This is a genomic window from Pseudalkalibacillus sp. R45 (genome assembly GCF_052246725.1).
Taxonomy (GTDB): domain Bacteria; phylum Bacillota; class Bacilli; order Bacillales; family Fictibacillaceae; genus Pseudalkalibacillus.
The window spans coordinates 1-22,975 of the sequence record NZ_JBQQCL010000034.1 but is presented as its reverse complement, the minus strand read 5'-3'; the positions used below and the strand labels follow the sequence as shown (position 1 = coordinate 22,975).

Annotated in this window: 22 protein-coding genes and 2 tRNA genes; all 24 read left to right on the top strand. The window is 43.1% G+C overall.

Going from position 1 to position 22,975, the window contains the following annotated elements; genetic code table 11:
• The coding region (locus ACTWQL_RS24405; RefSeq protein ID WP_443144957.1) for a hypothetical protein at positions 1–186 on the top strand (186 nt) is incomplete at its 5' end.
• A 68-nt stretch (positions 187–254) separates the two neighbouring features.
• Positions 255–331: transfer RNA gene (locus ACTWQL_RS24400), tRNA-Met, on the top strand.
• 341 nt (positions 332–672) lie between these two features.
• Positions 673–747, top strand: a tRNA-Glu gene (locus ACTWQL_RS24395).
• 340 nt (positions 748–1,087) lie between these two features.
• Positions 1,088–1,270 carry a hypothetical protein gene (locus ACTWQL_RS24390; RefSeq protein ID WP_443144956.1) on the top strand — a complete coding sequence of 61 codons (183 nt, stop codon included), beginning with the start codon at positions 1,088–1,090 and terminating at the stop codon, positions 1,268–1,270.
• Positions 1,271–1,683: 413 nt separating this feature from the next.
• Entirely contained in the window at positions 1,684–4,170 is a 2,487-nt protein-coding gene (gene spoIIE / locus ACTWQL_RS24385; RefSeq protein ID WP_443144955.1) for a stage II sporulation protein E, read from the top strand.
• A 75-nt stretch (positions 4,171–4,245) separates the two neighbouring features.
• Entirely contained in the window at positions 4,246–4,986 is a 741-nt protein-coding gene (locus ACTWQL_RS24380; RefSeq protein WP_443144954.1) for a VWA domain-containing protein, read from the top strand.
• Positions 4,958–5,956 (top strand): protein kinase domain-containing protein, encoded by a 999-nt coding sequence (locus tag ACTWQL_RS24375; protein ID WP_443144953.1) that lies wholly within the window; start codon positions 4,958–4,960, stop codon positions 5,954–5,956. Before ACTWQL_RS24380 ends, ACTWQL_RS24375 begins: the two co-directional genes overlap by 29 nt.
• A gap of 105 nt (positions 5,957–6,061) precedes the next feature.
• Entirely contained in the window at positions 6,062–7,462 is a 1,401-nt protein-coding gene (gene tilS, locus ACTWQL_RS24370; RefSeq protein ID WP_443144952.1) for a tRNA lysidine(34) synthetase TilS, read from the top strand.
• 15 nt (positions 7,463–7,477) lie between these two features.
• Positions 7,478–8,020: a hypoxanthine phosphoribosyltransferase gene (gene hpt, locus ACTWQL_RS24365; protein WP_443144951.1), complete on the top strand. Its 543-nt coding sequence runs from the start codon at positions 7,478–7,480 to the stop codon at positions 8,018–8,020.
• 68 nt (positions 8,021–8,088) lie between these two features.
• Positions 8,089–10,038: an ATP-dependent zinc metalloprotease FtsH gene (gene ftsH / locus ACTWQL_RS24360; protein ID WP_443144950.1), complete on the top strand. Its 1,950-nt coding sequence runs from the start codon at positions 8,089–8,091 to the stop codon at positions 10,036–10,038.
• A gap of 454 nt (positions 10,039–10,492) precedes the next feature.
• Positions 10,493–11,266, top strand: a complete 774-nt coding sequence (locus ACTWQL_RS24355; protein WP_443144949.1) for a type III pantothenate kinase — start codon at positions 10,493–10,495, stop codon at positions 11,264–11,266.
• A 15-nt stretch (positions 11,267–11,281) separates the two neighbouring features.
• Complete coding sequence (gene hslO / locus ACTWQL_RS24350; RefSeq protein ID WP_443144948.1) at positions 11,282–12,178, top strand: Hsp33 family molecular chaperone HslO; 897 nt, start codon at positions 11,282–11,284, stop codon at positions 12,176–12,178.
• Complete coding sequence (locus ACTWQL_RS24345) at positions 12,175–13,098, top strand: peptidyl-prolyl cis-trans isomerase (protein ID WP_443144947.1); 924 nt, start codon at positions 12,175–12,177, stop codon at positions 13,096–13,098. Before hslO ends, ACTWQL_RS24345 begins: the two co-directional genes overlap by 4 nt.
• Positions 13,099–13,175: 77 nt before the next feature.
• Positions 13,176–14,105 carry a cysteine synthase A gene (gene cysK / locus ACTWQL_RS24340; RefSeq protein WP_443144959.1) on the top strand — a complete coding sequence of 310 codons (930 nt, stop codon included), beginning with the start codon at positions 13,176–13,178 and terminating at the stop codon, positions 14,103–14,105.
• A gap of 299 nt (positions 14,106–14,404) precedes the next feature.
• Entirely contained in the window at positions 14,405–15,832 is a 1,428-nt protein-coding gene (pabB, locus tag ACTWQL_RS24335; protein WP_443144946.1) for an aminodeoxychorismate synthase, component I, read from the top strand.
• 3 nt (positions 15,833–15,835) lie between these two features.
• On the top strand, positions 15,836–16,429 hold the full coding sequence (gene pabA / locus ACTWQL_RS24330) for an aminodeoxychorismate/anthranilate synthase component II (protein ID WP_443144945.1): 594 nt from the start codon (positions 15,836–15,838) through the stop codon (positions 16,427–16,429).
• Positions 16,414–17,253 carry an aminodeoxychorismate lyase gene (gene pabC, locus ACTWQL_RS24325; protein WP_443144944.1) on the top strand — a complete coding sequence of 280 codons (840 nt, stop codon included), beginning with the start codon at positions 16,414–16,416 and terminating at the stop codon, positions 17,251–17,253. Before pabA ends, pabC begins: the two co-directional genes overlap by 16 nt.
• Before the next feature lie 374 nt (positions 17,254–17,627).
• Positions 17,628–18,488, top strand: a complete 861-nt coding sequence (gene folP, locus ACTWQL_RS24320) for a dihydropteroate synthase (protein WP_443144958.1) — start codon at positions 17,628–17,630, stop codon at positions 18,486–18,488.
• Positions 18,481–18,843 (top strand): dihydroneopterin aldolase, encoded by a 363-nt coding sequence (folB, locus tag ACTWQL_RS24315; RefSeq protein WP_443144943.1) that lies wholly within the window; start codon positions 18,481–18,483, stop codon positions 18,841–18,843. The genes folP and folB overlap by 8 nt, the downstream gene beginning before the upstream one ends.
• The gene (gene folK, locus ACTWQL_RS24310; protein ID WP_443144942.1) at positions 18,840–19,364 is read left to right on the top strand and encodes a 2-amino-4-hydroxy-6-hydroxymethyldihydropteridine diphosphokinase; all 525 of its coding nucleotides are present in this window, start codon (positions 18,840–18,842) and stop codon (positions 19,362–19,364) included. The genes folB and folK overlap by 4 nt, the downstream gene beginning before the upstream one ends.
• Positions 19,316–19,534: a helix-turn-helix domain-containing protein gene (locus tag ACTWQL_RS24305; protein ID WP_443144941.1), complete on the top strand. Its 219-nt coding sequence runs from the start codon at positions 19,316–19,318 to the stop codon at positions 19,532–19,534. Before folK ends, ACTWQL_RS24305 begins: the two co-directional genes overlap by 49 nt.
• 13 nt (positions 19,535–19,547) lie before the next feature.
• Positions 19,548–20,540, top strand: coding sequence for a tRNA dihydrouridine synthase DusB (gene dusB, locus ACTWQL_RS24300; protein WP_443144940.1), 993 nt, complete (start codon positions 19,548–19,550; stop codon positions 20,538–20,540).
• A gap of 77 nt (positions 20,541–20,617) precedes the next feature.
• The gene (locus ACTWQL_RS24295; protein WP_443144939.1) at positions 20,618–21,043 is read left to right on the top strand and encodes a GreA/GreB family elongation factor; all 426 of its coding nucleotides are present in this window, start codon (positions 20,618–20,620) and stop codon (positions 21,041–21,043) included.
• Positions 21,044–21,064: 21 nt separating this feature from the next.
• On the top strand, positions 21,065–22,552 hold the full coding sequence (gene lysS, locus ACTWQL_RS24290; protein ID WP_443144938.1) for a lysine--tRNA ligase: 1,488 nt from the start codon (positions 21,065–21,067) through the stop codon (positions 22,550–22,552).
• Positions 22,553–22,975: the final 423 nt, after the last annotated feature.

Sequence of the window (22,975 nt, the reverse complement as noted above, 5' to 3'; positions counted from 1 at the left end):
GTAGTAGGCACGCTGATCCCGCAGGACAAGGAAAGCTTCGGCAGCGTTACATCGCACGAAGAAAATGCGATTTTCATTTTCGAGGAGTCTCGCACCTTGCTCTCCAATCAACTTGCACAAGGTGGTTATTTAACAATGACCCAAAAGCAACAATCTTTTAGAAAAGAGCCTAAAATAAAAATGTAAAAAAGTTATTGACGGGATTCGAGATATCTTGTATTATTTTTGTTGTGTCTTTAAAACGTATTCAAAATGGCGGTGTAGCTCAGCTGGCTAGAGCGTACGGTTCATACCCGTGAGGTCGGGGGTTCGATCCCCTCCGCCGCTACCATTTTAGTAGAGGTTAAAAAATACGACGAATGATAAACTGCGAATCTTTTCGTTACTCGGATTTTCCGGTTCTCATAAAGAGGTTATGTGATACTAACGTAGAAAAAACATTATGCACCTGCGTCTGCAAGGTAATACTACCGAACAAAGTTTCCTCGGTGCAAGGCAGCATGATGTGTTTTCAAGTAGTAGCCTTCCTCAAATCTGTCGTGCCTCAATCTTCTTGTTTCTAATCCGCCGATTTTTTAACATCATTTAAATGGTTAAAAAATACGACGAATGATAAACTGCGAATCTTTTCGTTTATAAAACATTGATTTTTAACTTTCATCAAATAAATCAGGCCCCTTGGTCAAGTGGTTAAGACACCGCCCTTTCACGGCGGTAACACGGGTTCGAATCCCGTAGGGGTCACCATTTCAAATATAATGACAACTGTCCCGCTAATGCGTTGGACAGTTTTTTATTTAGAAATATTTATGAAAGGCTGTTTTCGCAAACTTAGTTGCTCTTGCACTTAAAGAAAGTATAAAATACTTTCTTCAGTATAAGGGCAACTAAGGCTCGACCTACAAAAGGCTTGGTCTCGCCAAGTTTTCTTTAAAAGTCGTTGATTTCCGCTCCAGGATGCTCGCTTTCCGCGGGGCGTGCGGTGAGCCCACTCGTCGCCTTGCGACCTCAGGAGTCTCCTTATCAAGGAAGCATTTGTGCTCCTGCGTCTACAAGAAAGTCCTGTCGATGCGAGCTTCCTCGTCGCATGCCTTGCGAGGAGATTATTCAGGTAGTAGGCACGCTGATCCCGCAGGACAAGGAAAGCTTCGGCAGCGTTACATCGCACGAAGAAAATGTGATTTTCATTTTCGAGGAGTCTCGCACCTTGCTCTCCAATCAACTTGCACAAGGTGAGTTTTTAAAAATGACTCAAAAGCAACTCTTTTAGAAAAGAGCTTTATGAAATTAACTGATGTAAGAGCTTCATGAACTTCGAGACGGACAAACTCCATTTGAGGTCCTCATAAATCCATTCGACTCTCCTCGCAAAAACAGCTATGTTAAGGCTTTTATTCCCCAACACATGTAGAATTATCAACTCTTTCACCGTAGTTATAGATGCTTCGCCATATTTTTACTTCTCTTGGCGGATTATGGATAAGGTCAGTTGCTATATATATGCCAGGGTTTTCCAACACTTTTACCCCTCTTATAATTATCTGAAAATTGAATCTTATTGGCGCTCGGAATCGTAACCCGTCGAGAAGTTTTTCCATCTGTGTCTGTTCGTTTGACAAAAAAAGTATTTTTCCTGTGTTTTAATAGACAAACACGAAACTATTAACGAGTGGGGTGGGGTTGATGCAAAAGGTAGGATCCGAAAGCAGCCATCTACTACGTAAGATCGCGGTGGTTGAGAGGTTGAAGAAAAGTGTATCAATGCAAGTGAAAGGGGTTTCCGATGGAGCCAAACGCTTTCTCCTCCACTGGAGTTTACTGTTATTTTGTACAGGCTTTCTGTTAGGACGGGCGCTCATCCTTTCAGAGTTATCTCCCTTTGCGCTTCCGTTTTTCGGAGCGGTTTTGTTCCTTAAGCGTGAACGCGCTGGTGTTGCCGCTATTGCATTGCTGACGGGTGCGTTGACGACTTTTGATCAAACAGGATTATTTGTTTCAATCGGACTGGCCGTATTTTTCGTCATCCATTCTATTGTGACGAATATAGCGAAACAGACGTATAAAATTTTACCGATCACCGTTTTTGTTGCTAGTTTCATAACCAGAATGAGTATTCTTTCATTTTTATCAGAACCTATCACGACGGGAAGTCTTCTTATGGTTGTTATAGAAGCTGGGTTGAGCAGTATTTTGACATTGATTTTCATCCAAAGTATTCCGCTGCTCTCATTGAAGAAAATCCAGCATTCATTGAAAAATGAAGAAATTGTATGCTTCATCATTCTTTTAGCTTCAGTTATGACCGGTACGATCGGCTGGCAATTCTATGAGTTATCTGTTGAACATGTTCTGTCCCGGTACCTTGTTTTAATATTCGCCTTTGTAGGTGGAGCGGCAATCGGCTCGACAGTAGGGGTAGTTACAGGTCTTATTCTTGGCCTTGCGAATATCGCTAGTCTTTATCAGATGAGCCTTCTGGCATTTTCGGGTTTATTAGGAGGCCTATTAAAAGAAGGTAGAAAAATCGGGGTGAGTATCGGGTTATTCATCGGAACATTGCTGCTAGGGCTTTATGGACCAGAGAACGGTATTCTTACGACCACGTTATTAGAATCGTGTGTTGCAGTAGGGTTGTTCCTTCTGACACCGAATAAAGCCATATCGAAGATTTCCCGCTATATACCTGGTACGAAGGAATATACGCAAGAGCAGCAGCAATATCTCAGGAAGGTCAGAGATGTCACAGCAAGCCGTGTAGAACAGTTCTCCAATCTGTTCCAGACGTTGTCTAATAGTTTTTCAACAGTCAGTGCGACAAGTATGATAGAAGATGAAGACAAGCGAGAGCTTGATATGTTCCTAAGTAATGTCACAGAAAAAACCTGCCAGAATTGCTTTAAAAAGCGGCATTGCTGGGTGAATAATTTTGAAAAAACGTATGATTATATGGCTGAAATCATGGCGGAAACCAACCCGCAAGGTAAATTGAATGACCGAAAACTGCAAAAGGACTGGGAGCGACACTGTGTCCGTTCGAAAAAAGTGATTGATACAATTCAATACGAGCTCGGGCAATATCATGCGAACATCAAGCTGAAACAGCAAGTGAAGGAAAGCAGGCGGCTTGTGGCTGAACAGCTTCATGGTGTTTCACAAGTAATGGATAATTTTGCGAAAGAGATCCAACGGGAGAGGGAAAATCATCAGGTTCAAGAAGATAACGTAAAGCAAGCTTTAGATGACATCGGCCTTGAGGTTGGGAATATTGAAATCTATTCTCTAGATAAGGGTAGTATTGATATCGAAATGAGCATTCCTTATTGCAATGGACGCGGAGAATCTGAAAAGGTCATCGCTCCGTTATTGTCTGATATTTTGGATGAAACCATCGTGGTGAAAGAGGAAGAATGCGCGGCATATCCAAACGGGTATTGTCATGTCGTGTTCCGTTCCTCCCAAAATTTTGTGGTTGAAACAGGGATGGCTAGTGCAGCAAAAGGGGGAGCGTGGCTTTCCGGGGACAGCCATTCTACCATCGAGCTTGGAGCTGGTAAGCATGCAGTCGCAATCAGTGACGGGATGGGGAACGGTGAACGAGCCCATTTGGAAAGTAACGAGACGCTTAAACTGCTTCAGAAAATCCTTCAATCGGGAATCGACGAAACGACAGCAATCAAATCTGTGAATTCCATCCTGTCCCTAAGGACGACAGATGAAATCTTTTCAACTCTCGATCTAGCGATGATCGATCTGCAAGATGCGACAATACGATTTTTGAAAATCGGGTCAAGTCCTAGCTTTGTAAAACGCGGTGATCAAGTGCATATGATCGAAGCAAGCAATCTACCAATGGGAATCATCGAAGATTTTGATGTCGATGTTGTAAGTGATCAATTGAAAGCCGGGGATTATCTGATCATGATGAGCGATGGAATCTATGAAGGACCGAAGAATGTTGAAAATATAGACGCCTGGCTGAAGAGAAAAATCCGGGAAATCAACTCAGATGACCCGCAACTCATTGCTGACCTTCTTCTCGAGGAGGTGATCAGGGCAGATTACGGGCAAATAGAAGACGATATGACAGTTGTCGTAACGAAGATCAACCGTAATATCCCGAAGTGGTCGACCATTCCGCATCAAAATAAGAAGCTACGGAAGCAAGCGTAGTCTATGAAATCTAGTATAAATCCCCTCCACCTTGACTATCATGGTAATATCAAAATTCGAGAGGGGATTTTTGGCATGAGTAAGGGTACATTACGACAAATCCTATTGATAACTGACGGATGTTCGAATCATGGTGAAGATCCAGTCGCCATTGCGGCGCTGGCAAGGGAACAAGGGATTGCGATCAATGTCATCGGGATTCTATCAAAAAATGAAGCTTATGGTGAACATGGATTGAAAGAAGTCGAAGATATTGCAATGAGCGGTGGAGGAGTAAGTCAAATCGTGTATGCGACACAACTCGCTCAAACTGTCAAAATGGTCACACAGAAGGCAATGACACAAACCATCCATGGGATGATCAATAAAGAACTGACACACATCCTGGGTGATGAACAACAAATGGAAGATTTACCGCCTGAAAAACGTGGACAAGTTATGGAGGTCGTCGATGAGATTGGAGAAACCGTCAATCTGGAAGTCTTGATTCTCGTGGATATATCAGCGAGTATGGACGATAAACTTCCGACTGTTCAAGAATCGTTGATTGATTTATCGATCTCCTTAAATTCAAGGACAGGAAACAATCAATTTTCGATCTATGCCTTTCCAGGAAAGAAACAGCCGATTGAAAAGCTTCAAGATTGGACACCTCAGCTTGATACATTAGCGAAAACGTTCAAGAAAATATCGACAGGCGGGATCACACCGACAGGTCCTGCTTTGAAAGAGGCACTGGAACTCTTTGGAGATAAACGATCTAAGCGGAAGCTTCTAGGTGATAATGATGAATACATCGAAGAATCCGGAAGTTAATCTTTCGATCGGATCAGTTATTTCCGGGAAATGGAACCGTAAGCAATATACGATCCTGCGCGAATTGGGAGCAGGTGCGACCGGTACTGTCTATCTCGCAAAAAGTGACCGTGCTCAAGTAGCTATTAAAGTCAGCCGCGATACACTGTCGATTACATCTGAAGTAAATGTGCTCAAGCATCTATCGAAGGTCCAGGGGAAAACACTTGGGCCTTCTTTTATCGAAATGGATGATTGGGTGACAGGATCAGGTACCGTACCATTCTATGTCATGGAATATGTGCAAGGTGAGTCGTTATTCGTATTTATGAGACAGCGTAAAGATGAGTGGTTTGGAATTCTTTTGTTACAGCTTCTCGGCGATTTGGCAGATTTGCATAAGGCAGGCTGGGTATTCGGTGATCTCAAACCTGATAATCTTCTCATATCTGGTCCACCACCAAAAATCCGATGGCTCGATGTCGGAGGAACGACGATGATGGGAAGGGCGATTAAAGAGTATACGGAGTTTTTTGATCGTGGATTTTGGGGATTGGGTTCTAGACGGGCTGAACCAGCTTATGATCTCTTTGCAGTCGGGATGATCATCATGAACTACGGCTATCCGAAGCGCTTTGATAAAAAAGAGGGCGGATGGACGCAATTAAAAAAACAGATCGACCATAATCGTATATTAGGAAAATATCGACCGATTCTTTATAAAACTTTTCATGGTCACTATCAAAATGCAATTGAAATGAGGCAGGATTTACTGCAGCTTTATTCGAAGAAGTCAGTATCTAAACCGACTGCAACTGCTCACAAAGGAAAGACCTCATCGCCACAAGCCCAGCAGCAATCGATGGCTGGCCGTTCTGGACGTAATCGGCAGAAAAAGATCAAAAAACGCCGCCACATCATGGAAGCAGCACTCATATTCCTATTTTTGTTTGTCTTTTATGTCGTTTACTTGATGGGACAAACAATGTGAAACGTCCAAGTGTAAATATTGACAACAGTCACACCTTCTTCTATGATAGCGATGATTTCTTAAACACTGGCACCCACATAACCGCCAACTGAAGGGGATAGTTTCATGTTAGAGGCTGTAGATCGATTCGTTCAAAAGCATAAGCTGTTGAGTAAAGATTCTATCATCGTGGTCGGCGTTTCCGGCGGACCGGATTCGATGGCGTTACTCGATTATTTGCTGAAAAAACGAACTGTACTGAATTTGAAGATCATCGCTGCCCACATGGACCACATGTTCAGAGGACGGGAATCCGTTAAGGATGGAGAGTGTGTCGAACAATTCTGCCTGACTCACAATGTACCTATTGAACGAGTACAAAAGAACCTTCCATTATATATAGAAGAAACGGGTGAATCTCCACAGCTCGCTGCACGGACACTGCGTTATGATTTTTTCGACTCCGTAATGCAGCAATATGAAGCAGATTGCTTGGCTCTTGCACACCATGGAGACGATCAAATTGAAACTATCCTGATGAACATGGTGAGAGGAGCTGCGCATGTAGGGCTTTCTGGCATTCCGGTGACGCGCCCTTTTTCGAATGGTCGGATCATCCGTCCATTTCTAGGAATAACGAAGGACGAACTTGTACATTATTGTAAAGACGAAAAAATTCCTTATCGGATCGACCCTAGTAATAAGAGTGATAAATATAAGCGGAATCGATTCAGGGAAACCGTCCTGCCGTTCTTGAAAGAAGAAAATCCGAACACACATGCAAAATTTCAGCAACTGAGTGAACGGATGGCTGAGGAGGAGAAATATCTTCAGAAACAGACAGAAAAGGAACTTGTGAACGTTATTCTGCAAAAGTGTGACAAAGAATTGACATTGTCTGTACCACGCTTTCTCAAGATGGCAATTCCTTTACAAAGAAGAGGGATTCATCTAATATTAAACTATCTTTATCAATTGGATATGACCAATATTACATCTATTCATATCAAGGATTGTATACATTTGATGAAGTCGGATAACCCCTCTGGGAAAATGCATTTGCCAGCCGGTCTCATTGTCAGGCGTGAATACGACAAATGTATTTTCACGTTTCAAAAGTCGGATACACCACATTCCTTTACATACTGCTTGGAAATCGGCCAAACGTATGAATTGCCTGTAGGGAAACTGATTTACCGTATCGTAGATGAGGAAAGTACTGGCGCGAAGGGGAAAAATCATTTCATCTTTCATCCCTCTCAACTTCAATTACCATTATTCGTTCGAACGAGGGAATATGGTGATCGCATCCAGCCAGCTGGAATGAAGGGATCTAAGAAAGTGAAAGATGTGTTCATTGACGCGAAACTACCAAAGCCACTTAGGGATATTTGGCCTATTGTCACAGATTCATCAGGTAAAATCATCTGGATACCAGGTGTAAAACATGCTGATTTAGGCCCATCATATGGCAGCAGCGAACAATGGATGTCTTTATCTTTTCAAAATATCAGGCATGAGGTCTAGGAGGAATACATACTTATGAGAAATGATATGCAGGAGATCTTGATTTCTGAGGAAGAAATTCAAGAAAAGGTGCATGAGCTCGCATCACAATTATCAGATGAATACAGAGATCGCTTCCCGCTTGTGATCGGTGTACTAAAAGGTGCATTACCTTTTATGGCGGATCTTGTAAAACGTATGGATATCCATGTAGAACTTGATTTCATGGATGTTTCAAGCTACGGAAACTCTACAGTATCTTCTGGTGAGGTCAAAATCATCAAGGATTTGAACACTTCGATTGAAGGCCGGGATATCTTGATTGTAGAAGATATCATTGACAGCGGACTGACGCTGAATTATCTCGTTGAGTTGTTCAAGCACCGGAAAGCGAAGTCTATTAAGATCGTCACCCTATTGGATAAGCCAACAGGGCGTAAGGTCGATTTGAAACCCGATATTGCAGGGTTCATCGTCCCAGATGCCTTTGTCGTAGGTTATGGTTTAGACTTTGCTGAGCGTTATCGGAACCTGCCATTCATTGGTGTATTAAAACCGGAAGTCTACCAAGGCCAATGAGTTGTGAATTAATGAACAGATATGATACTATAAATTATGATTTGCTTGTATGCGAGAGGAGGTAAGGGATGAATCGCATCTTTAGAAATACAATATTTTACTTATTAATATTCCTTGTTGTTGTTGGGATCGTCAGTTTCTTCAATGGCAACAACAACGACGTTAAACAATTAAAATACGGTGATTTCACCGAAGCTCTACAAAATGGTGAAATCGAGTCTCTTACGATGCAGCCTAAGAATCAGGTTTACGTTCTACAAGGTAAGCTGAAGTCTTATGACGATGAGACGACTTTCACTACTAACATCCCACCGGACATGACTAAAGATGTCCTGGCACAGGTGGAGGGTGCAGATGTTGAAATAAAGGAAGCTGAAGGAACGAGCGGTTGGGTAACCTTCTTTACCTCCATTATTCCATTTGTCATCATATTCATCTTATTCTTCTTCCTTCTAAACCAAGCTCAGGGTGGCGGCAGCCGTGTCATGAACTTTGGTAAAAGTAAGGCTAAGCTTTACAGTGAAGAAAAGAAAAAAGTTACATTCAAAGACGTAGCGGGTGCAGATGAAGAGAAGCAAGAATTAATCGAGGTCGTTGAATTCTTGAAGGATCCTCGTAAATTCGCATCACTCGGTGCACGTATTCCAAAGGGTGTCCTGCTAGTAGGTCCTCCAGGAACAGGTAAGACATTACTTGCTCAAGCTGTAGCCGGTGAAGCAGGTGTGCCGTTCTTCTCAATCAGTGGTTCGGATTTCGTCGAGATGTTTGTCGGTGTCGGTGCTTCCCGTGTCCGTGATTTATTTGAGAACGCGAAGAAGAACTCACCGTGTATCATTTTCATCGATGAAATTGATGCTGTAGGTCGTCAACGTGGCGCGGGTCTTGGTGGGGGTCACGATGAACGTGAACAAACCTTGAACCAGTTGCTCGTTGAAATGGATGGTTTCAGTGCGAACGAAGGAATCATTATCGTGGCGGCTACGAACAGACCAGATATTCTGGACCCAGCATTATTGCGTCCTGGACGTTTTGACCGTCAAATTCCAGTCGGTCGTCCTGATGTCAAAGGCCGTGAAGCGGTACTTAGAGTTCATGCGCGTAACAAACCTTTAGCAGATTCAGTCGATATCAAAACGATTGCAATGCGTACCCCGGGATTCTCTGGTGCAGACCTTGAGAACCTGTTAAATGAGGCAGCCCTTGTTGCTGCTCGACATGATAAGAAACAGATCGAAATGGAAGACATCGACGAAGCGACAGATCGTGTCATTGCCGGTCCTGCCAAGAAGAGTCGTGTCATTTCCCAAAAAGAAAAGAACATCGTTGCTTATCATGAAGCAGGACATACGATTATCGGTCTTGTTCTTGATAATGCAGAAGTTGTCCATAAAGTCACGATTGTTCCACGTGGCCAAGCTGGTGGATATGCGGTTACCTTGCCGAAAGAAGATCGTTACTTCATGACTAGGCCAGAATTGGTCGACAAGATCACTGGATTGCTCGGCGGACGTGTAGCGGAAGAAATTTCGTTCAATGAATCAAGTACCGGCGCAAGCAACGACTTCCAGCGTGCTACAAGCATCGCTCGTCGTATGGTCACTGAGTTCGGAATGAGTGAAAAACTCGGTCCGATGCAATTCGGGCAAGGCCAAGGCGGTAATGTATTCTTAGGCCGTGACATTCAAAATGAACAAAATTATAGTGATGCAATTGCTCATGAAATCGATCTTGAAGTCCAAAAGATCATAAAAGAAGCATATAATCACTGTAAGGAAATTCTTGTCCAACATCAGGATAAATTGAATCTGGTTGCTGAGACGTTGAAAGAAGTCGAAACGCTCGATAGCGAACAGATCAAATCCCTGTTTGAAACAGGTGAAATGCCTGAAGGATATGAATACCCGAAGGATAAACCTGAGTCTTCCGATGATGTGAAGGTCAATATCACGAAAAAGGAAGAAAACACTTCAGAGGAATCTGATGAAAATAAGGATTCCGATTCAGAGAATAGAGAATAATATTTCCTTAAAAAGATGCCCAGAATGGGGCATCTTTTTTGAATTAAGGTACTACTTTATTTCGATAAAGGTAAGTAATCTCTTACATTGGTAAACGAGCAATAACAAAGGATGAAGATCTTCTGGATACTTTAATGAGCTAAGATGTTGATTTTAAACGAAATTTAGGACACTCCTGCGTGAACAGCGAGCTATGCGAGACCCCAAAGCCTGTTTTTGGTTAACGGACCCCACAGCCGTTATTTGTGAACAAAGCAGCTGATTTCCTATGAAATTTGCGAAATAAGGTCCCTGATGTCCGTTATAAGTGATTGCGGGAAGTGATGTCTAACAACATTATTATTTAATAGCTCCCACAAGTCCTTGACTCTATCCCGGGCTTGATCTTTGATGTTTTCAACGGATGTTTATGTTATAACTAAAGATAGAATTCGTATAGATAGTGGGGAATGACATGATTTTAGTAATGGATGTAGGAAATACAAACATCGTCCTCGGAGTTTATGAAGGAGACGATCTTAAATATCATTGGCGCGTCGGTACAAGCCGGAAAAAGTCCGAAGATGAATATGGAATGTTCATTTCCAATTTGCTGACACATGTCGGTCTTGGCTTTAACGACATTGATGGGATCATCCTATCATCGGTAGTGCCTCCACTTATGTTTCCGCTCGAGAAAATGTGTGAGAAATACTTTAACCTCAAGCCGCTCATCATCGGTCCTGGAATCAAGACTGGTTTGAACATAAAAACGGAAAACCCGCGAGAAGTCGGTGCTGACCGTATCGTCAATGCGGTTGCAGCATTGAATGAATATGATTCACCGTTGATCATCGTCGATTTCGGTACAGCAACAACGTATTGCTATATTGATAAAAACAAAAACTACTTAGGCGGAGCGATTTCACCAGGGATCAGCATTTCCACTGAAGCCCTCTATACACATGCCGCTAAATTACCTCGGATCGAAATCACAAAACCTGCTCAGGTGGTCGGTAAGAATACTGTAAGTGCGATGCAAGCTGGTATTTTTTATGGGTATGTCGGTCAAGTAGAAGGCATTGTCAAACGGATGAAAGAACAGGCTGAGGAAGAACCATTGGTCATTGCGACAGGTGGTTTAGCCCATCTGATCGGAGAAGAGTCTCCCATCATTGATGTTGTTGATCCGTTCCTGACATTGAAAGGCTTGCAGTTGATCTATCATAAAAATACAGAACTTCATTAAGAAAGGAGATTCTCAATGTCCGATTACTTAGTAAAAGCACTAGCCTTTGATGGGAATATCCGTGCTTATGCAGCAGATACAACTGAAATGGTAGGGGAAGCACAACGCCGCCAAAAAACCTTGCCTACCGCTTCTGCCGCACTAGGCCGTGCCATGACCGCTTCTACGATGATGGCATCTATGTTGAAAGGTGAAAGCAATAAATTGACAGTAAAAATTGAAGGTGGAGGACCGATTGGAGTCATTATCGTAGATGCGAATTCGAAAGGCGAAACGAGAGGATATGTATCAAATCCGAACGTCCATTTCGATTTGAATAAGCATGGAAAGCTGGACGTAGCAAGGGCCGTTGGGACACACGGACACTTGTCTGTCATCAAAGATCTTGGCATGAAGGAAAACTTCACTGGTCAGGTTCCCCTTGTATCCGGTGAGCTTGGAGATGATTTTACGTACTATTTCGTATCCTCTGAGCAAATTCCTTCTGCGGTTGCGGTTGGTGTACTTGTGAATCCGGATAACTCAATCCTATCTTCGGGAGGATTTGTCATCCAGGTTATGCCCGGGGCACAAGAGGAAATGATCACGTTCATCGAAAAGCGGCTGGAGCATATCGATCCCGTTTCGAAGATGATTGAGTCAGGAGATAGCCCTGAACAATTGTTATATAACGTCTTAGGTGAAGAAAATGTCAAAATCCTATCAACGTCACCAGTTTCGTTCTCATGCAGTTGTTCACGCGAACGATTTGCAGATGCGATCATCAGTCTCGGTGAAGCGGAAATTCTAGATATGATCAATGAAGATGGAAAAGCAGATGCCACTTGTCACTTCTGTAATGAATCTTATCACTATACAAAAGAGGATCTAGAATCACTTGCTGAAGAAGCGCGTAAGGAGAAGAATGGATGAATCGGAAAATTCTAATCGGTGTGATCGTTTTGCTCCTGTTAACGAACATCGGATCGATTATTTATTTTGCAAAGGCTAGCAGCAATGCTTCCGGTAAACAAGCTGGAAATCTACTTATGAACCTCTCAGGCAGTGTCGCACAGATCGGCAATGAATCGATTTCAGAAGCTGAATGGGTTGAATTGTTGAAGAAACGATACGGAAAAGATGTTTTAAAGCAGATGATTGATAAAAAGGTCGTCGCACAACTCGCTAAAAAATATGATATAGCTGTATCGGATGAAGAACTGAAGCGGGAAATCGAACTGTACCAAAGGATGGTCGGTGCGGGGGCGGATGCTCATGAACATCCTGACATCCAGGTGATGGAAGGTAAACAGTTGAAGGAAGAAATCAAGCATGCCATCCTTTTGGAAGAATTGATTACGAAAGATGTCGTCATCAAAGAGGAAGAACTGCGTAAATATTATAAAGAGAATGAGCACCTTTATGACCTCAAGCCTTTATTTCAAATTTCGCAGATCCTTGTAAAGACTGAAGAAGAAGCAAATCAAGTGCTTGATGAGCTTGAGAGTGGTTCATCATTTTCAACGCTTGCAAGGGAACGTTCAATCGATGAGTTCTCTGCTCCAAGCGGAGGTGCCATGGGATGGGTAGACACCTCCAGTAATTATGTCGAACCTGCTTATTTCGATGTCATTCCTGAACTCGAAAAAGACGAGTGGAGCGATCCCGTTCAAACAGATGATGGGTATGGGATTGTGATGCTCCATGATAAAAAACCAGGAAACAAGTATGAGTTTGAGAAAGTGAAAGGGCAGATAAGAAGACAATTAGCACTTCAACAAATGGATTCCACCTTCAATCCAGAACAGCTTTGGAAGGAACTAGATGTTAAATGGGAGTATGGTTCAGAATAATTGAATTAACATTCTGATAATGATATGATAGTTCCAACATTATTCCTATGAAAATACTAGGAATTAAAGGAGTGAAAGTGATGAGAGTAGGAAATTCGATTGTTGATTTAATTGGAGAAACACCGGTCGTCAAGCTGAACCGGCTTACAGGGGAGAACGACGCGGATGTTTATTTGAAACTGGAATTCATGAATCCCGGAAGCAGCGTGAAAGACCGTATCGCAAAAGCGATGGTTGAAGCTGCTGAGAAGGATGGTGCATTAAAAGACGGTGATACGATTATCGAACCGACCAGTGGAAACACAGGGATTGGTCTTGCAATGGTCGGAGCTGCAAAAGGGTATCGTACCATTCTTGTTATGCCGGACACAATGAGTATGGAGCGTCGAAATCTTCTTCGTGCTTATGGAGCGGAGCTTGTCTTGACTCCTGGAGCTGAAGGAATGAAAGGCGCAATTGCGAAAGCAGAAGAGCTCTCAAAGGAAAATGGCTATTTCATGCCGCAGCAATTCATGAATGAAGCAAATCCAGAAGTCCACAAAAATGCAACTGGCAAGGAAATCGTTGAACAAATGGGTGAACAGCTTGATGCATTCGTTTCTGGCATCGGAACAGGCGGTACCATTACCGGTGCAGGCCAAGTACTGAAGGATAAATATCCATCGATCAAACTATATGCCGTCGAACCGAAAGATTCACCTGTTTTATCAGGCGGTAATCCAGGTCCACATAAAATCCAGGGCATCGGTGCTGGGTTCGTACCTTCTATCCTGGATACATCTTTATATGATGAAGTATTAACGATTTCAACAGAGGAGTCGTTTGAATATGCGAGGAAAGCGGCAAGAGAAGAAGGACTGCTTGGAGGAATTTCGTCTGGAGCAGCAATTGCAGCTGCATTGAAGGTCGCAAAAGAACTAGGAAAAGGTAAAAAAGTGTTGGCGATCATACCTAGTAACGGAGAACGCTACTTGAGCACACCGCTATATCAATTTGAAGAAGAATAAAAGCATTCATAGAGACTGGCGAAAATGCCAGTCTCTTTTTCAATTGTAGGATTATAGATTACTGCGAAATTCACTCCCTTTCTGCGGGCGATCCGCAAACCTCCTTCCTCGCTGTGAGGTCTTGCCTGGCTCGCTTTTTCCCACAGGAGTATCACGAATTTCGCTTGCTCTTATCCTTGACGATTGACACTATCCTTTAATACACCTTAATTGTAAATAACTGGAGACTGTTTTTGCGTGTCTTCCCCCTTATGTTCATGTACAATGAAAGAGGAAATTGAACGTAGGAGAGGACTTCTATGCAAGTGAAGAAAGTACGGTTGACGAAAACAATTAACGGTTATCCAGAAAACTGGTTTGATCGATTTAAAAATATAAGCGCGAATGAACCCCATCATGTCCTTTTAGAAAGCGGAAGAGGTGGAAGGTACCACATTATCGGAAGGTCACCATCTGCTATGGTGACCGGTAAAGATCAAACATTGATGATTGAATCAAAGTATGGTGTTGAAACAAGAGAAGGAGATTTGCTCGATCAGCTTCAAAGTTATTTAGAGACATACACCATCATTAACGAAACAGACGAATTGGAACTTCCTGATTTCAAAGGCGGAGCGATTGGCTATATCAATTATGATGTTGCACGCCAGATTGAACATCTCCCAGAAGATACGATCGACGATTTGGGAATGCCGGACATCTATTTCCTTATTTTTGAAGACTTTATCGTTTTGGATAAACAAATGGACAAGCTTACGTTTGTCACGCATACCCTAGAAGAGAAAAGGGCTGCCGGAATTAGAAAGCTTGAAGAAATGGAGCGCCAATGGCTCGGGAAGTTCGAGTCCAAAGAGTCTCCATCAGCTCCTTTCAACCACTCGCAAGCTGAAGAATTTTCGATGAATGAAGAGCAGTTCAAATCTGCTGTTCGTCAAGTGCAGGAGTATATCCGCAGCGGAGATGTCTTTCAGGTAAATTTATCAGTTCGCCAATCAAAGCCGCTCCAATCTCATCCAATCCAAATTTATGAGCATTTGAGAGATTTCAATCCATCACCCTATATGGGGTATTTCCAAACGCCGGAGTTTCAGCTTGTCAACGGATCACCGGAACTGCTTGTCAAAAAGAAAGGCAACCATGTCAGCACCCGTCCAATTGCCGGTACAAGATCAAGAGGTAAGAATCCAGCAGAAGATGAAGCACTAGCTAAAACGTTGATCGAAAACGAAAAAGAACGTGCAGAACACGTCATGTTGGTAGATCTTGAACGCAATGACTTAGGTAGAGTATGTAATTATGGAACGGTCGAAGTGAATGAATTCATGGTGATCGAAAAATATTCACATGTCATGCACATCGTATCGAATGTCCAAGGTGAGCTGCATCCTGATCGAAATACGGTTGATTTGATCCGGGCAACGTTTCCTGGAGGAACGATCACAGGTGCACCGAAAGTACGAACGATGGAAATCATTGAGGAACTCGAACCTGTTAGAAGAGGCGTTTATACAGGCTCTATCGGCTGGATCGGGTTTGATGGAGATACAGAATTGAACATTGCGATCCGTACGATGATCTGTAAGGATCAAACAGCTCATGTCCAAGCAGGAGCTGGGATTGTCATTGATTCGGATCCAAAAGCTGAGTTCAAAGAAAGCCTGAAAAAAGCAAAGGCACTATGGCATGCAAAAGAACTAAGCGAACAAGACACGATGAAGAAGGTGTAAACCATGATAGTCATGATTGATAATTACGACTCCTTCACCTATAATCTCGTTCAATATTTAGGAGAACTTGGGGAGGAACTGATTGTCAGACGAAATGATGATATTACGATAGAAGAAATCGAAGAATTAAGTCCAAGTTATTTGATGATTTCTCCAGGGCCATGCAGTCCAAATGAAGCAGGAATCAGCTTGAAGGCGATCGAATATTTTGCTGGAAAAATCCCGATCCTCGGAGTATGCCTCGGCCATCAGTCGATTGCTCAAGTATTCGGGGGCAAAGTCATCCGCGCAGAACGTTTGATGCACGGAAAGACCTCACCGATCCGGCATGATGGTACAACCCTATATGAGGGGCTGGCTAAGGAAATCATGGCAACGCGGTATCATTCCTTGATTGTAGAGCGGGAAACCCTGCCTGACTGTTTTGAAATCACAGCAGAAACAGCGGAAGGCGAGATCATGGGCATCCGTCACAAGTCATTTCCAATCGAAGGGGTCCAATTTCACCCGGAATCGATAATGACTCCAGACGGTAAGCGGCTGTTACGGAACTTCACCAACACATATGGGCGTGAAATGGCATGTACGTCTATTTAAACGGTAAATTTATTAAAGATACCGAAGCTTCGATTTCGCCATTCGATTATGGCTACTTATATGGGATTGGTGTTTTTGAAACCTTTCGGATTTATGAAGGCCACCCCTTTTTGTTAATTGAACATTTGGAAAGAATGAATAATGCATTGCATGATTTGAACATCAGGAAAGTGATCAGCCAAGCTGAAATTGAAAGCATCATTGAACAGCTTTTACAATTGAATGGGTGGACAAATGCGAGCATACGGCTTAACATATCAGCTGGAAATGGTGCACCAGCTTTAAAGACACTTGAATTCGAAGATCCTACCTTTATGGTATATGGAGGAGAGCTGGCTGATGCGCCGGTAACGCTGCAAGAGAAAGAAGCGAAGGTACTGGCGATTCCCAGGAATACACCTGAAGGCCAGATGCGATTAAAATCCCATCACTTTCTAAACAACCTCCTTGCTAAACAAGAACTGCAAGACCCGGCAATTGAAGGGATTTTCCTCACAGATGAAGGATATGTTGCGGAGGGAATCACCTCGAATATATTCTGGATGAAAGAAGATACCCTCTACACCCCTACCATTGATACTGGAATTTTGAACGGCATTACGCGGCAATATGTTCTGTCTCTTTGTGAAAAGCTGGGTATCTCGGTTCAAGTAGGCAAGTTTAAGAAAGAAGAATTGCTTCAAGCTGAAGAATGCTTCATAACTAATTCGATTCAAGAAATCATAGCGATCAGCAGAATAGACAACACAACGTTTAAAGGGAAGAGCGGAGACGTCACGAATGAATTGTTCAGTTGTTATGAAAAGGCCCGTAACAAGCTTTGAACAAACGAGAAAGGATTTTAACGATGATGTATAACCCGATTTTCATATATCCGAAAAATGAAACAGATGCGATGAACGAATTGATGTCTGTGGGTGCAAAAATCGAGAGCTTACGGCGGAAACGATTAATCGATAATAAAACAGTCATCCGAGTCGAAGATGTTCCTTTAAAAGCAGCTTGGCAGTTGAAACAGACTTTGTTGCTTAAAGGGCAGGAATGTATTATTCATGAAGATGCTGAGCAGCTTGACGCTGAACAGACAGATGCGATTCTTCTCGGAAACCCTTATGGAATCAAAAGTGCAGTGAACCTGTTGCTTGAGAGTGAAATGAAGGATGTTACCCAACTAGGTGCAGAAATCGATCGTCTCCTTATGGCAGAAGAGATGAAGCATCAACCATGGATGATCCAGTTTCATGATTCAACGGTAGACCTGAACGAACGCACATGGATCATGGGGATCCTTAATGTTACACCGGATTCTTTTTCGGACGGAGGAAATTTCGATTCTGTTGAACGGGCAGTGGAACATGCTCAAGAAATGGTTCAAGCAGGTGCTGACATCATAGATATCGGAGGGGAATCAACACGTCCTGGAGCTGATAAGGTGACTGTAGAAGAGGAATTGGAACGTGTGGTACCGATCATAAAAGCAGTGAGAGAAGCCCTTGACGTTGCAATTTCGATCGATACCTATAAATCCGAAGTCGCAAAAAAGGCAATCGAAGCTGGTGCGAACATTATCAATGATATCTGGGGGGCAAAAGCTGATCCTCAGATGGCTCAAGTCGCTGCAGACTATCAAGTTCCGATCATCCTCATGCATAACAGAGAGGGCAAGAACTACAACCACTTGATGTCCGACATCGCAAGAGATTTAAGAGAGAGTATCGCCCTTGTTAAAGATGCAGGAGTGAAAGATGAGAACATCATCCTTGATCCAGGGATCGGGTTTGCGAAAACATATGAAGACAATCTGGATGTCATGTCGAATCTGGAGGTTTTGACAGCGCTCGGTTATCCTGTGATCCTCGGGACTTCCCGGAAATCTTTCATTGGACGTGTATTACAGACTGAAACGAACGAACGGATGGAGGGAACTGGGGCAACGACTTGTCTCGGAATCCAAAAAGGGTGTCAGCTTGTACGTGTGCATGATGTCCTTGAGAATAAACGAATGGCAATGATGATGGATGCAATGTTGATGAAGAAGGGAGCCGTTCAAAATGGATAAGATTTATATCAATAACATGAAATTTTACGGTTATCATGGTGTCTATCCTGAAGAACAGAAGCTGGGACAACGCTTCAATGTCGATCTTGTACTCGAGTGCGATCTGGAAGACGCAGCAAGATCGGATGATATCGAAAGTACAGTCCATTACGGCCAGGCATACGAACTGACAAAAGAAATCGTTGAGGGTGAACCAAGAAAACTGGTTGAAAAGCTTGCCGAAGAGATTGCACGAACAATCCTTGAAAAATTCGAGATCGTTATACATTGCACGGTCAAAGTCATCAAGCCTGACCCGCCAATCCCAGGTCACTACGATTCAGTTGCGATTGAGCTCAAGAGGTCGAGAAAATGAATGATGTTTTTATCGCATTAGGCTCCAATATCGGAAATCGTTCCGTTTTTTTGAGAAGGGCCCTTAAAGAGATCGACTCTCTTCATGGTACCCAGATAGAAAGGGCGTCGTCCATCTATGAGACGGAACCAATCGGCTATACCGATCAGGAAGCTTTTTTGAATATGGTAGCCCTTGTACGGACTGAACTTGGAGCACTCGAACTTTTGGGTAAGCTCCAGACCATTGAAAACAAATTGAAGCGTACACGTGAGATACACTGGGGTCCGCGTACGATAGACCTTGACATTTTATTGTATAATCAAGAGAATATACAAACAGAAGTACTAAAAATTCCACATCCAAGAATGCTCGAAAGAGGATTTGTGATGATTCCGCTTTATGAGCTGCAACCAGACTTGCATTTTCCACATACGGATGAAAACTTTTCGGAGATCATCGAAGAGCGAATTGACAATAAAGGAGTTTACGTATGGAAGCGGAACAATGGGGAAGGCGAATTCGGGCTTTTCGAAAATTGAAAGGCTACACGCAAGAAGGACTCGCCGACAAAATGAATATATCCGTTTCGATTCTCGGTGAAATAGAACGCGGGAACCGGATGCCGGATCAAGATCACATCCAAAAAGTCACAGAGGCTCTCAATATATCAGTAGAAGAACTTTCCCCTGAGAAAGTACATTTAACGTAAAGAGGTGAAAAAGATGTTTCAGATCGGTGACATCAAACTGAATAACCGCGTCGTTCTTGCTCCGATGGCAGGGGTATGTAACCCTGCTTTCCGTCTGATCGCGAAAGAATTCGGGGCAGGTCTTGTTTGTGCTGAGATGGTAAGTGACAAAGGAATCCTGCACAAAAATGATAAAACGATGCGCATGCTGTATGTAGATGAACGGGAAAAACCGCTCAGTCTGCAAATTTTCGGCGGTGAGAAAGATTCACTCGTTGAAGCAGCAAAGTATGTCGATGATTACACGAATGCCGATATCATCGACATCAATATGGGGTGCCCAGTCCCAAAAATCACAAAGTGTGATGCTGGAGCAAAATGGCTGTTGGATTCGCAAAAGATCCACGACATGGTTGCAGCAGTTGTCCCTGAAGTGAAAAAGCCTGTAACGGTAAAAATGCGTATGGGCTGGGATGAAGACCATATCCTTGCTGTTGAAAACGCACAAGCGATCGAAGAAGCTGGCGGGAAAGCAGTCGCGTTGCACGGGCGCACAAGGGTACAAATGTATGAAGGTAAAGCGAACTGGGATATTATCCGTGACGTGAAAGAATCAGTCTCTATTCCAGTTATCGGAAATGGTGATGTGACGTCACCTCAGGATGCAAAACGTATGCTCGAAACCACGGGCTGTGATGCAGTCATGATCGGTCGCGGCGCGCTAGGTAACCCATGGATGCTTTATCGTACTGTCCAATACCTTGAAACTGGAGAGCTGCACGGTGACCCAACGCCACGTGAAAAAATGAAAGTATGTATGCTGCACTTGGATCGCCTGATTGCCTTGAAAGGTGAAGACGTTGCAATCAAAGAAATGCGTAAACATGCTGCATGGTATCTGAAAGGGCTGCCGAAAAACGCAAAAGTCCGAAATAAAATCATGGAACTCGAATCGCGTGATCTTATGGAACAAGTCTTGATGGATTACGTAGGAGAAGTAGAAGCAAAACAAGTTAAAGTAGGATAAGACTCGCCGCTTTTGGCGAGCCGCTACATACCTCTTGGTGTCTGCACATGAATACCTTTTTATTTAGGAGGATGAGTATGAGTAAGGATGTAACCCGACTCACGAGTGAAGGCATCAAGATGTTGGCAACGGAATTGATCGATGTTTATGAAAGCAGGAAGACCCCCTTCGGAAATTCACCGAGTATGACTGAAGAGGAAGAACAATTTTATAACCAACGGATCACCGACCTCGAACAACTTTTGTATTCTGCTGAACCATTGCCTGAAAACAAAATGAACGACACCGTCACCCTGGGATCAAAGGTCACACTTTTCGACCCTTTCTTGGATGAAGTAGAAACATATAAACTCGTACACCCTGTAGAAGCCTCGCCTTTACGTAACTACATCTCCATCGAGTCCATACTCGGAAGGGAACTTCTTTTAAGGCGAAAAGGTGATGATATCCGTATCACACTATATGGGGAAACGATCAGATACAACATTTTAGATGTGAAATAGGTAACTTTAGGAGTGATATAGATGAGTCAAGACGTCGAATTAAATGACCAACTGCTCGTTCGGCGCGAGAAATTGAATACACTGCGAAACCTCGGCATCGATCCATTTGGACACCGTTTTGATCGCAGCCAGACAGCAGAATCCATGGCAAAGAGTTTTGGAGAGATCTCGAAGGAAGATCTTACAGAACAAAACCATGAAGTGGCACTTGCGGGTCGGATTATGACCAAACGCGGAAAAGGAAAGGCTGGTTTTGCCCATATTCAGGATCTGACCGGTCAAATCCAGTTATACGTCCGAAAAGATGCGGTTGGAGAAGAGCAGTATGATCTGTTCAGCTCGATCGACATCGGTGACATTGTCGGTGTAAAAGGGATAGCGTTCAAAACGAAAGTAGGAGAGTTGTCTGTCAAGGTAACAGAGTTTTCGTTGTTGTCAAAAGCTCTGCGTCCGCTTCCTGACAAGCATCACGGGTTAAAAGATATTGAGCAGAGGTATCGCCAGCGTTACGTCGATCTGATCATGAATCCAGAAGTCAAAGATACATTCGTGACACGCAGCCGGATCCTGCAATCGATGCGCCGCTACCTCGATGACAATGGATATCTTGAAGTAGAAACGCCTACGATGCACTCGATTCCTGGCGGCGCTTCTGCTCGTCCATTCATTACGCACCATAATTCCCTTGACATGGAACTTTATATGCGTATTGCAATTGAACTTCATTTGAAGCGATTGATTGTCGGCGGTATGGAAAAAGTGTATGAAATCGGACGCGTATTTCGTAATGAAGGTGTCTCTACACGACACAACCCTGAATTTACGATGATGGAACTTTATGAAGCTTACGCGGATTACAAAGATGTTATGACGCTTACTGAGAATCTCATTGCACATGTAGCACAGGAGGTCCTTGGCACAACTTCAATCACTTATGGTGACCACGAAGTAGACTTGAAGCCTGAATGGGCTCGTATCCATATGGTTGATGCAGTCAAAGAGCACACCGGTGTGGATTTCTGGAAGGAACTGAGTGACGAAGAAGCACGGGCACTTGCAAAAGAACATAACGTTCCTATCCAGGAAACGATGTCATTTGGCCACGTCGTCAATGAATTCTTCGAGCACTTCGTTGAGGAAAAGCTTATTCAACCTACATTCGTTTATGGTCATCCTACGGCGATATCTCCATTAGCCAAGAAGAATGCGGATGATCCACGTTTTACGGATCGCTTTGAACTCTTCATCGTCGGACGTGAACATGCAAATGCCTTTACCGAGCTCAATGATCCGATCGATCAACGTGAGCGTTTCGAAGGGCAGTTGAAAGAACGCGAAGAAGGAAACGATGAAGCGCATATGATGGATGAAGACTTTATCGAGGCGCTTGAGTATGGTCTTCCTCCAACAGGTGGACTTGGAATCGGAATTGACCGTGTCGTGATGTTGTTGACGAACTCGCCATCAATCCGTGACGTACTCCTCTTCCCGCAAATGAGACATCGATAAAATTTAGTTTACTTTTAATGAAAGGCTGACTCTTTAATAGGGTCGGCCTTTTTTCTTGTCTAGAAATGCTTGTTGATCCGATTGAAATAGAAATTATATATTTCATGAAGTTATTTTTGAAAAATGTATTGATTGAAACTCGAAAAGATGGTATATTATTTTTCGTCGTTGGAAAAACTGATTTCGCGACAACACACGATAAAATTCTTTGTTGACATCGGCAAAGTGGTGTGGTACATTAATAAAGTCGCCAATAAGCGACAAAAGCAAAAATGGTAGGATGAAAACAAGCCATTTCAGCTCTTTGAAAACTGAACAAAAGCCAAGCGTGAAACGGGTCTTTTTAAAAAGAACCCTGATCAATTTTTAAGTTTTACATTAATGAGCAATCAAACACTTTATTGGAGAGTTTGATCCTGGCTC

Coding starts and splice junctions, on each gene's coding strand:
- ACTWQL_RS24390 (WP_443144956.1), top strand. CDS start 1,088: ATGCCTTGCGAGGAGATTATTCAGGTAGTAGGCACGCTGATCCCGCAG.
- spoIIE (WP_443144955.1), top strand. CDS start 1,684: ATGCAAAAGGTAGGATCCGAAAGCAGCCATCTACTACGTAAGATCGCG.
- ACTWQL_RS24380 (WP_443144954.1), top strand. CDS start 4,246: ATGAGTAAGGGTACATTACGACAAATCCTATTGATAACTGACGGATGT.
- ACTWQL_RS24375 (WP_443144953.1), top strand. CDS start 4,958: ATGAATACATCGAAGAATCCGGAAGTTAATCTTTCGATCGGATCAGTT.
- tilS (WP_443144952.1), top strand. CDS start 6,062: ATGTTAGAGGCTGTAGATCGATTCGTTCAAAAGCATAAGCTGTTGAGT.
- hpt (WP_443144951.1), top strand. CDS start 7,478: ATGAGAAATGATATGCAGGAGATCTTGATTTCTGAGGAAGAAATTCAA.
- ftsH (WP_443144950.1), top strand. CDS start 8,089: ATGAATCGCATCTTTAGAAATACAATATTTTACTTATTAATATTCCTT.
- ACTWQL_RS24355 (WP_443144949.1), top strand. CDS start 10,493: ATGATTTTAGTAATGGATGTAGGAAATACAAACATCGTCCTCGGAGTT.
- hslO (WP_443144948.1), top strand. CDS start 11,282: ATGTCCGATTACTTAGTAAAAGCACTAGCCTTTGATGGGAATATCCGT.
- ACTWQL_RS24345 (WP_443144947.1), top strand. CDS start 12,175: ATGAATCGGAAAATTCTAATCGGTGTGATCGTTTTGCTCCTGTTAACG.
- pabB (WP_443144946.1), top strand. CDS start 14,405: ATGCAAGTGAAGAAAGTACGGTTGACGAAAACAATTAACGGTTATCCA.
- pabA (WP_443144945.1), top strand. CDS start 15,836: ATGATAGTCATGATTGATAATTACGACTCCTTCACCTATAATCTCGTT.
- pabC (WP_443144944.1), top strand. CDS start 16,414: ATGTACGTCTATTTAAACGGTAAATTTATTAAAGATACCGAAGCTTCG.
- folP (WP_443144958.1), top strand. CDS start 17,628: ATGGCAGAAGAGATGAAGCATCAACCATGGATGATCCAGTTTCATGAT.
- folB (WP_443144943.1), top strand. CDS start 18,481: ATGGATAAGATTTATATCAATAACATGAAATTTTACGGTTATCATGGT.
- folK (WP_443144942.1), top strand. CDS start 18,840: ATGAATGATGTTTTTATCGCATTAGGCTCCAATATCGGAAATCGTTCC.
- ACTWQL_RS24305 (WP_443144941.1), top strand. CDS start 19,316: ATGGAAGCGGAACAATGGGGAAGGCGAATTCGGGCTTTTCGAAAATTG.
- dusB (WP_443144940.1), top strand. CDS start 19,548: ATGTTTCAGATCGGTGACATCAAACTGAATAACCGCGTCGTTCTTGCT.
- ACTWQL_RS24295 (WP_443144939.1), top strand. CDS start 20,618: ATGAGTAAGGATGTAACCCGACTCACGAGTGAAGGCATCAAGATGTTG.
- lysS (WP_443144938.1), top strand. CDS start 21,065: ATGAGTCAAGACGTCGAATTAAATGACCAACTGCTCGTTCGGCGCGAG.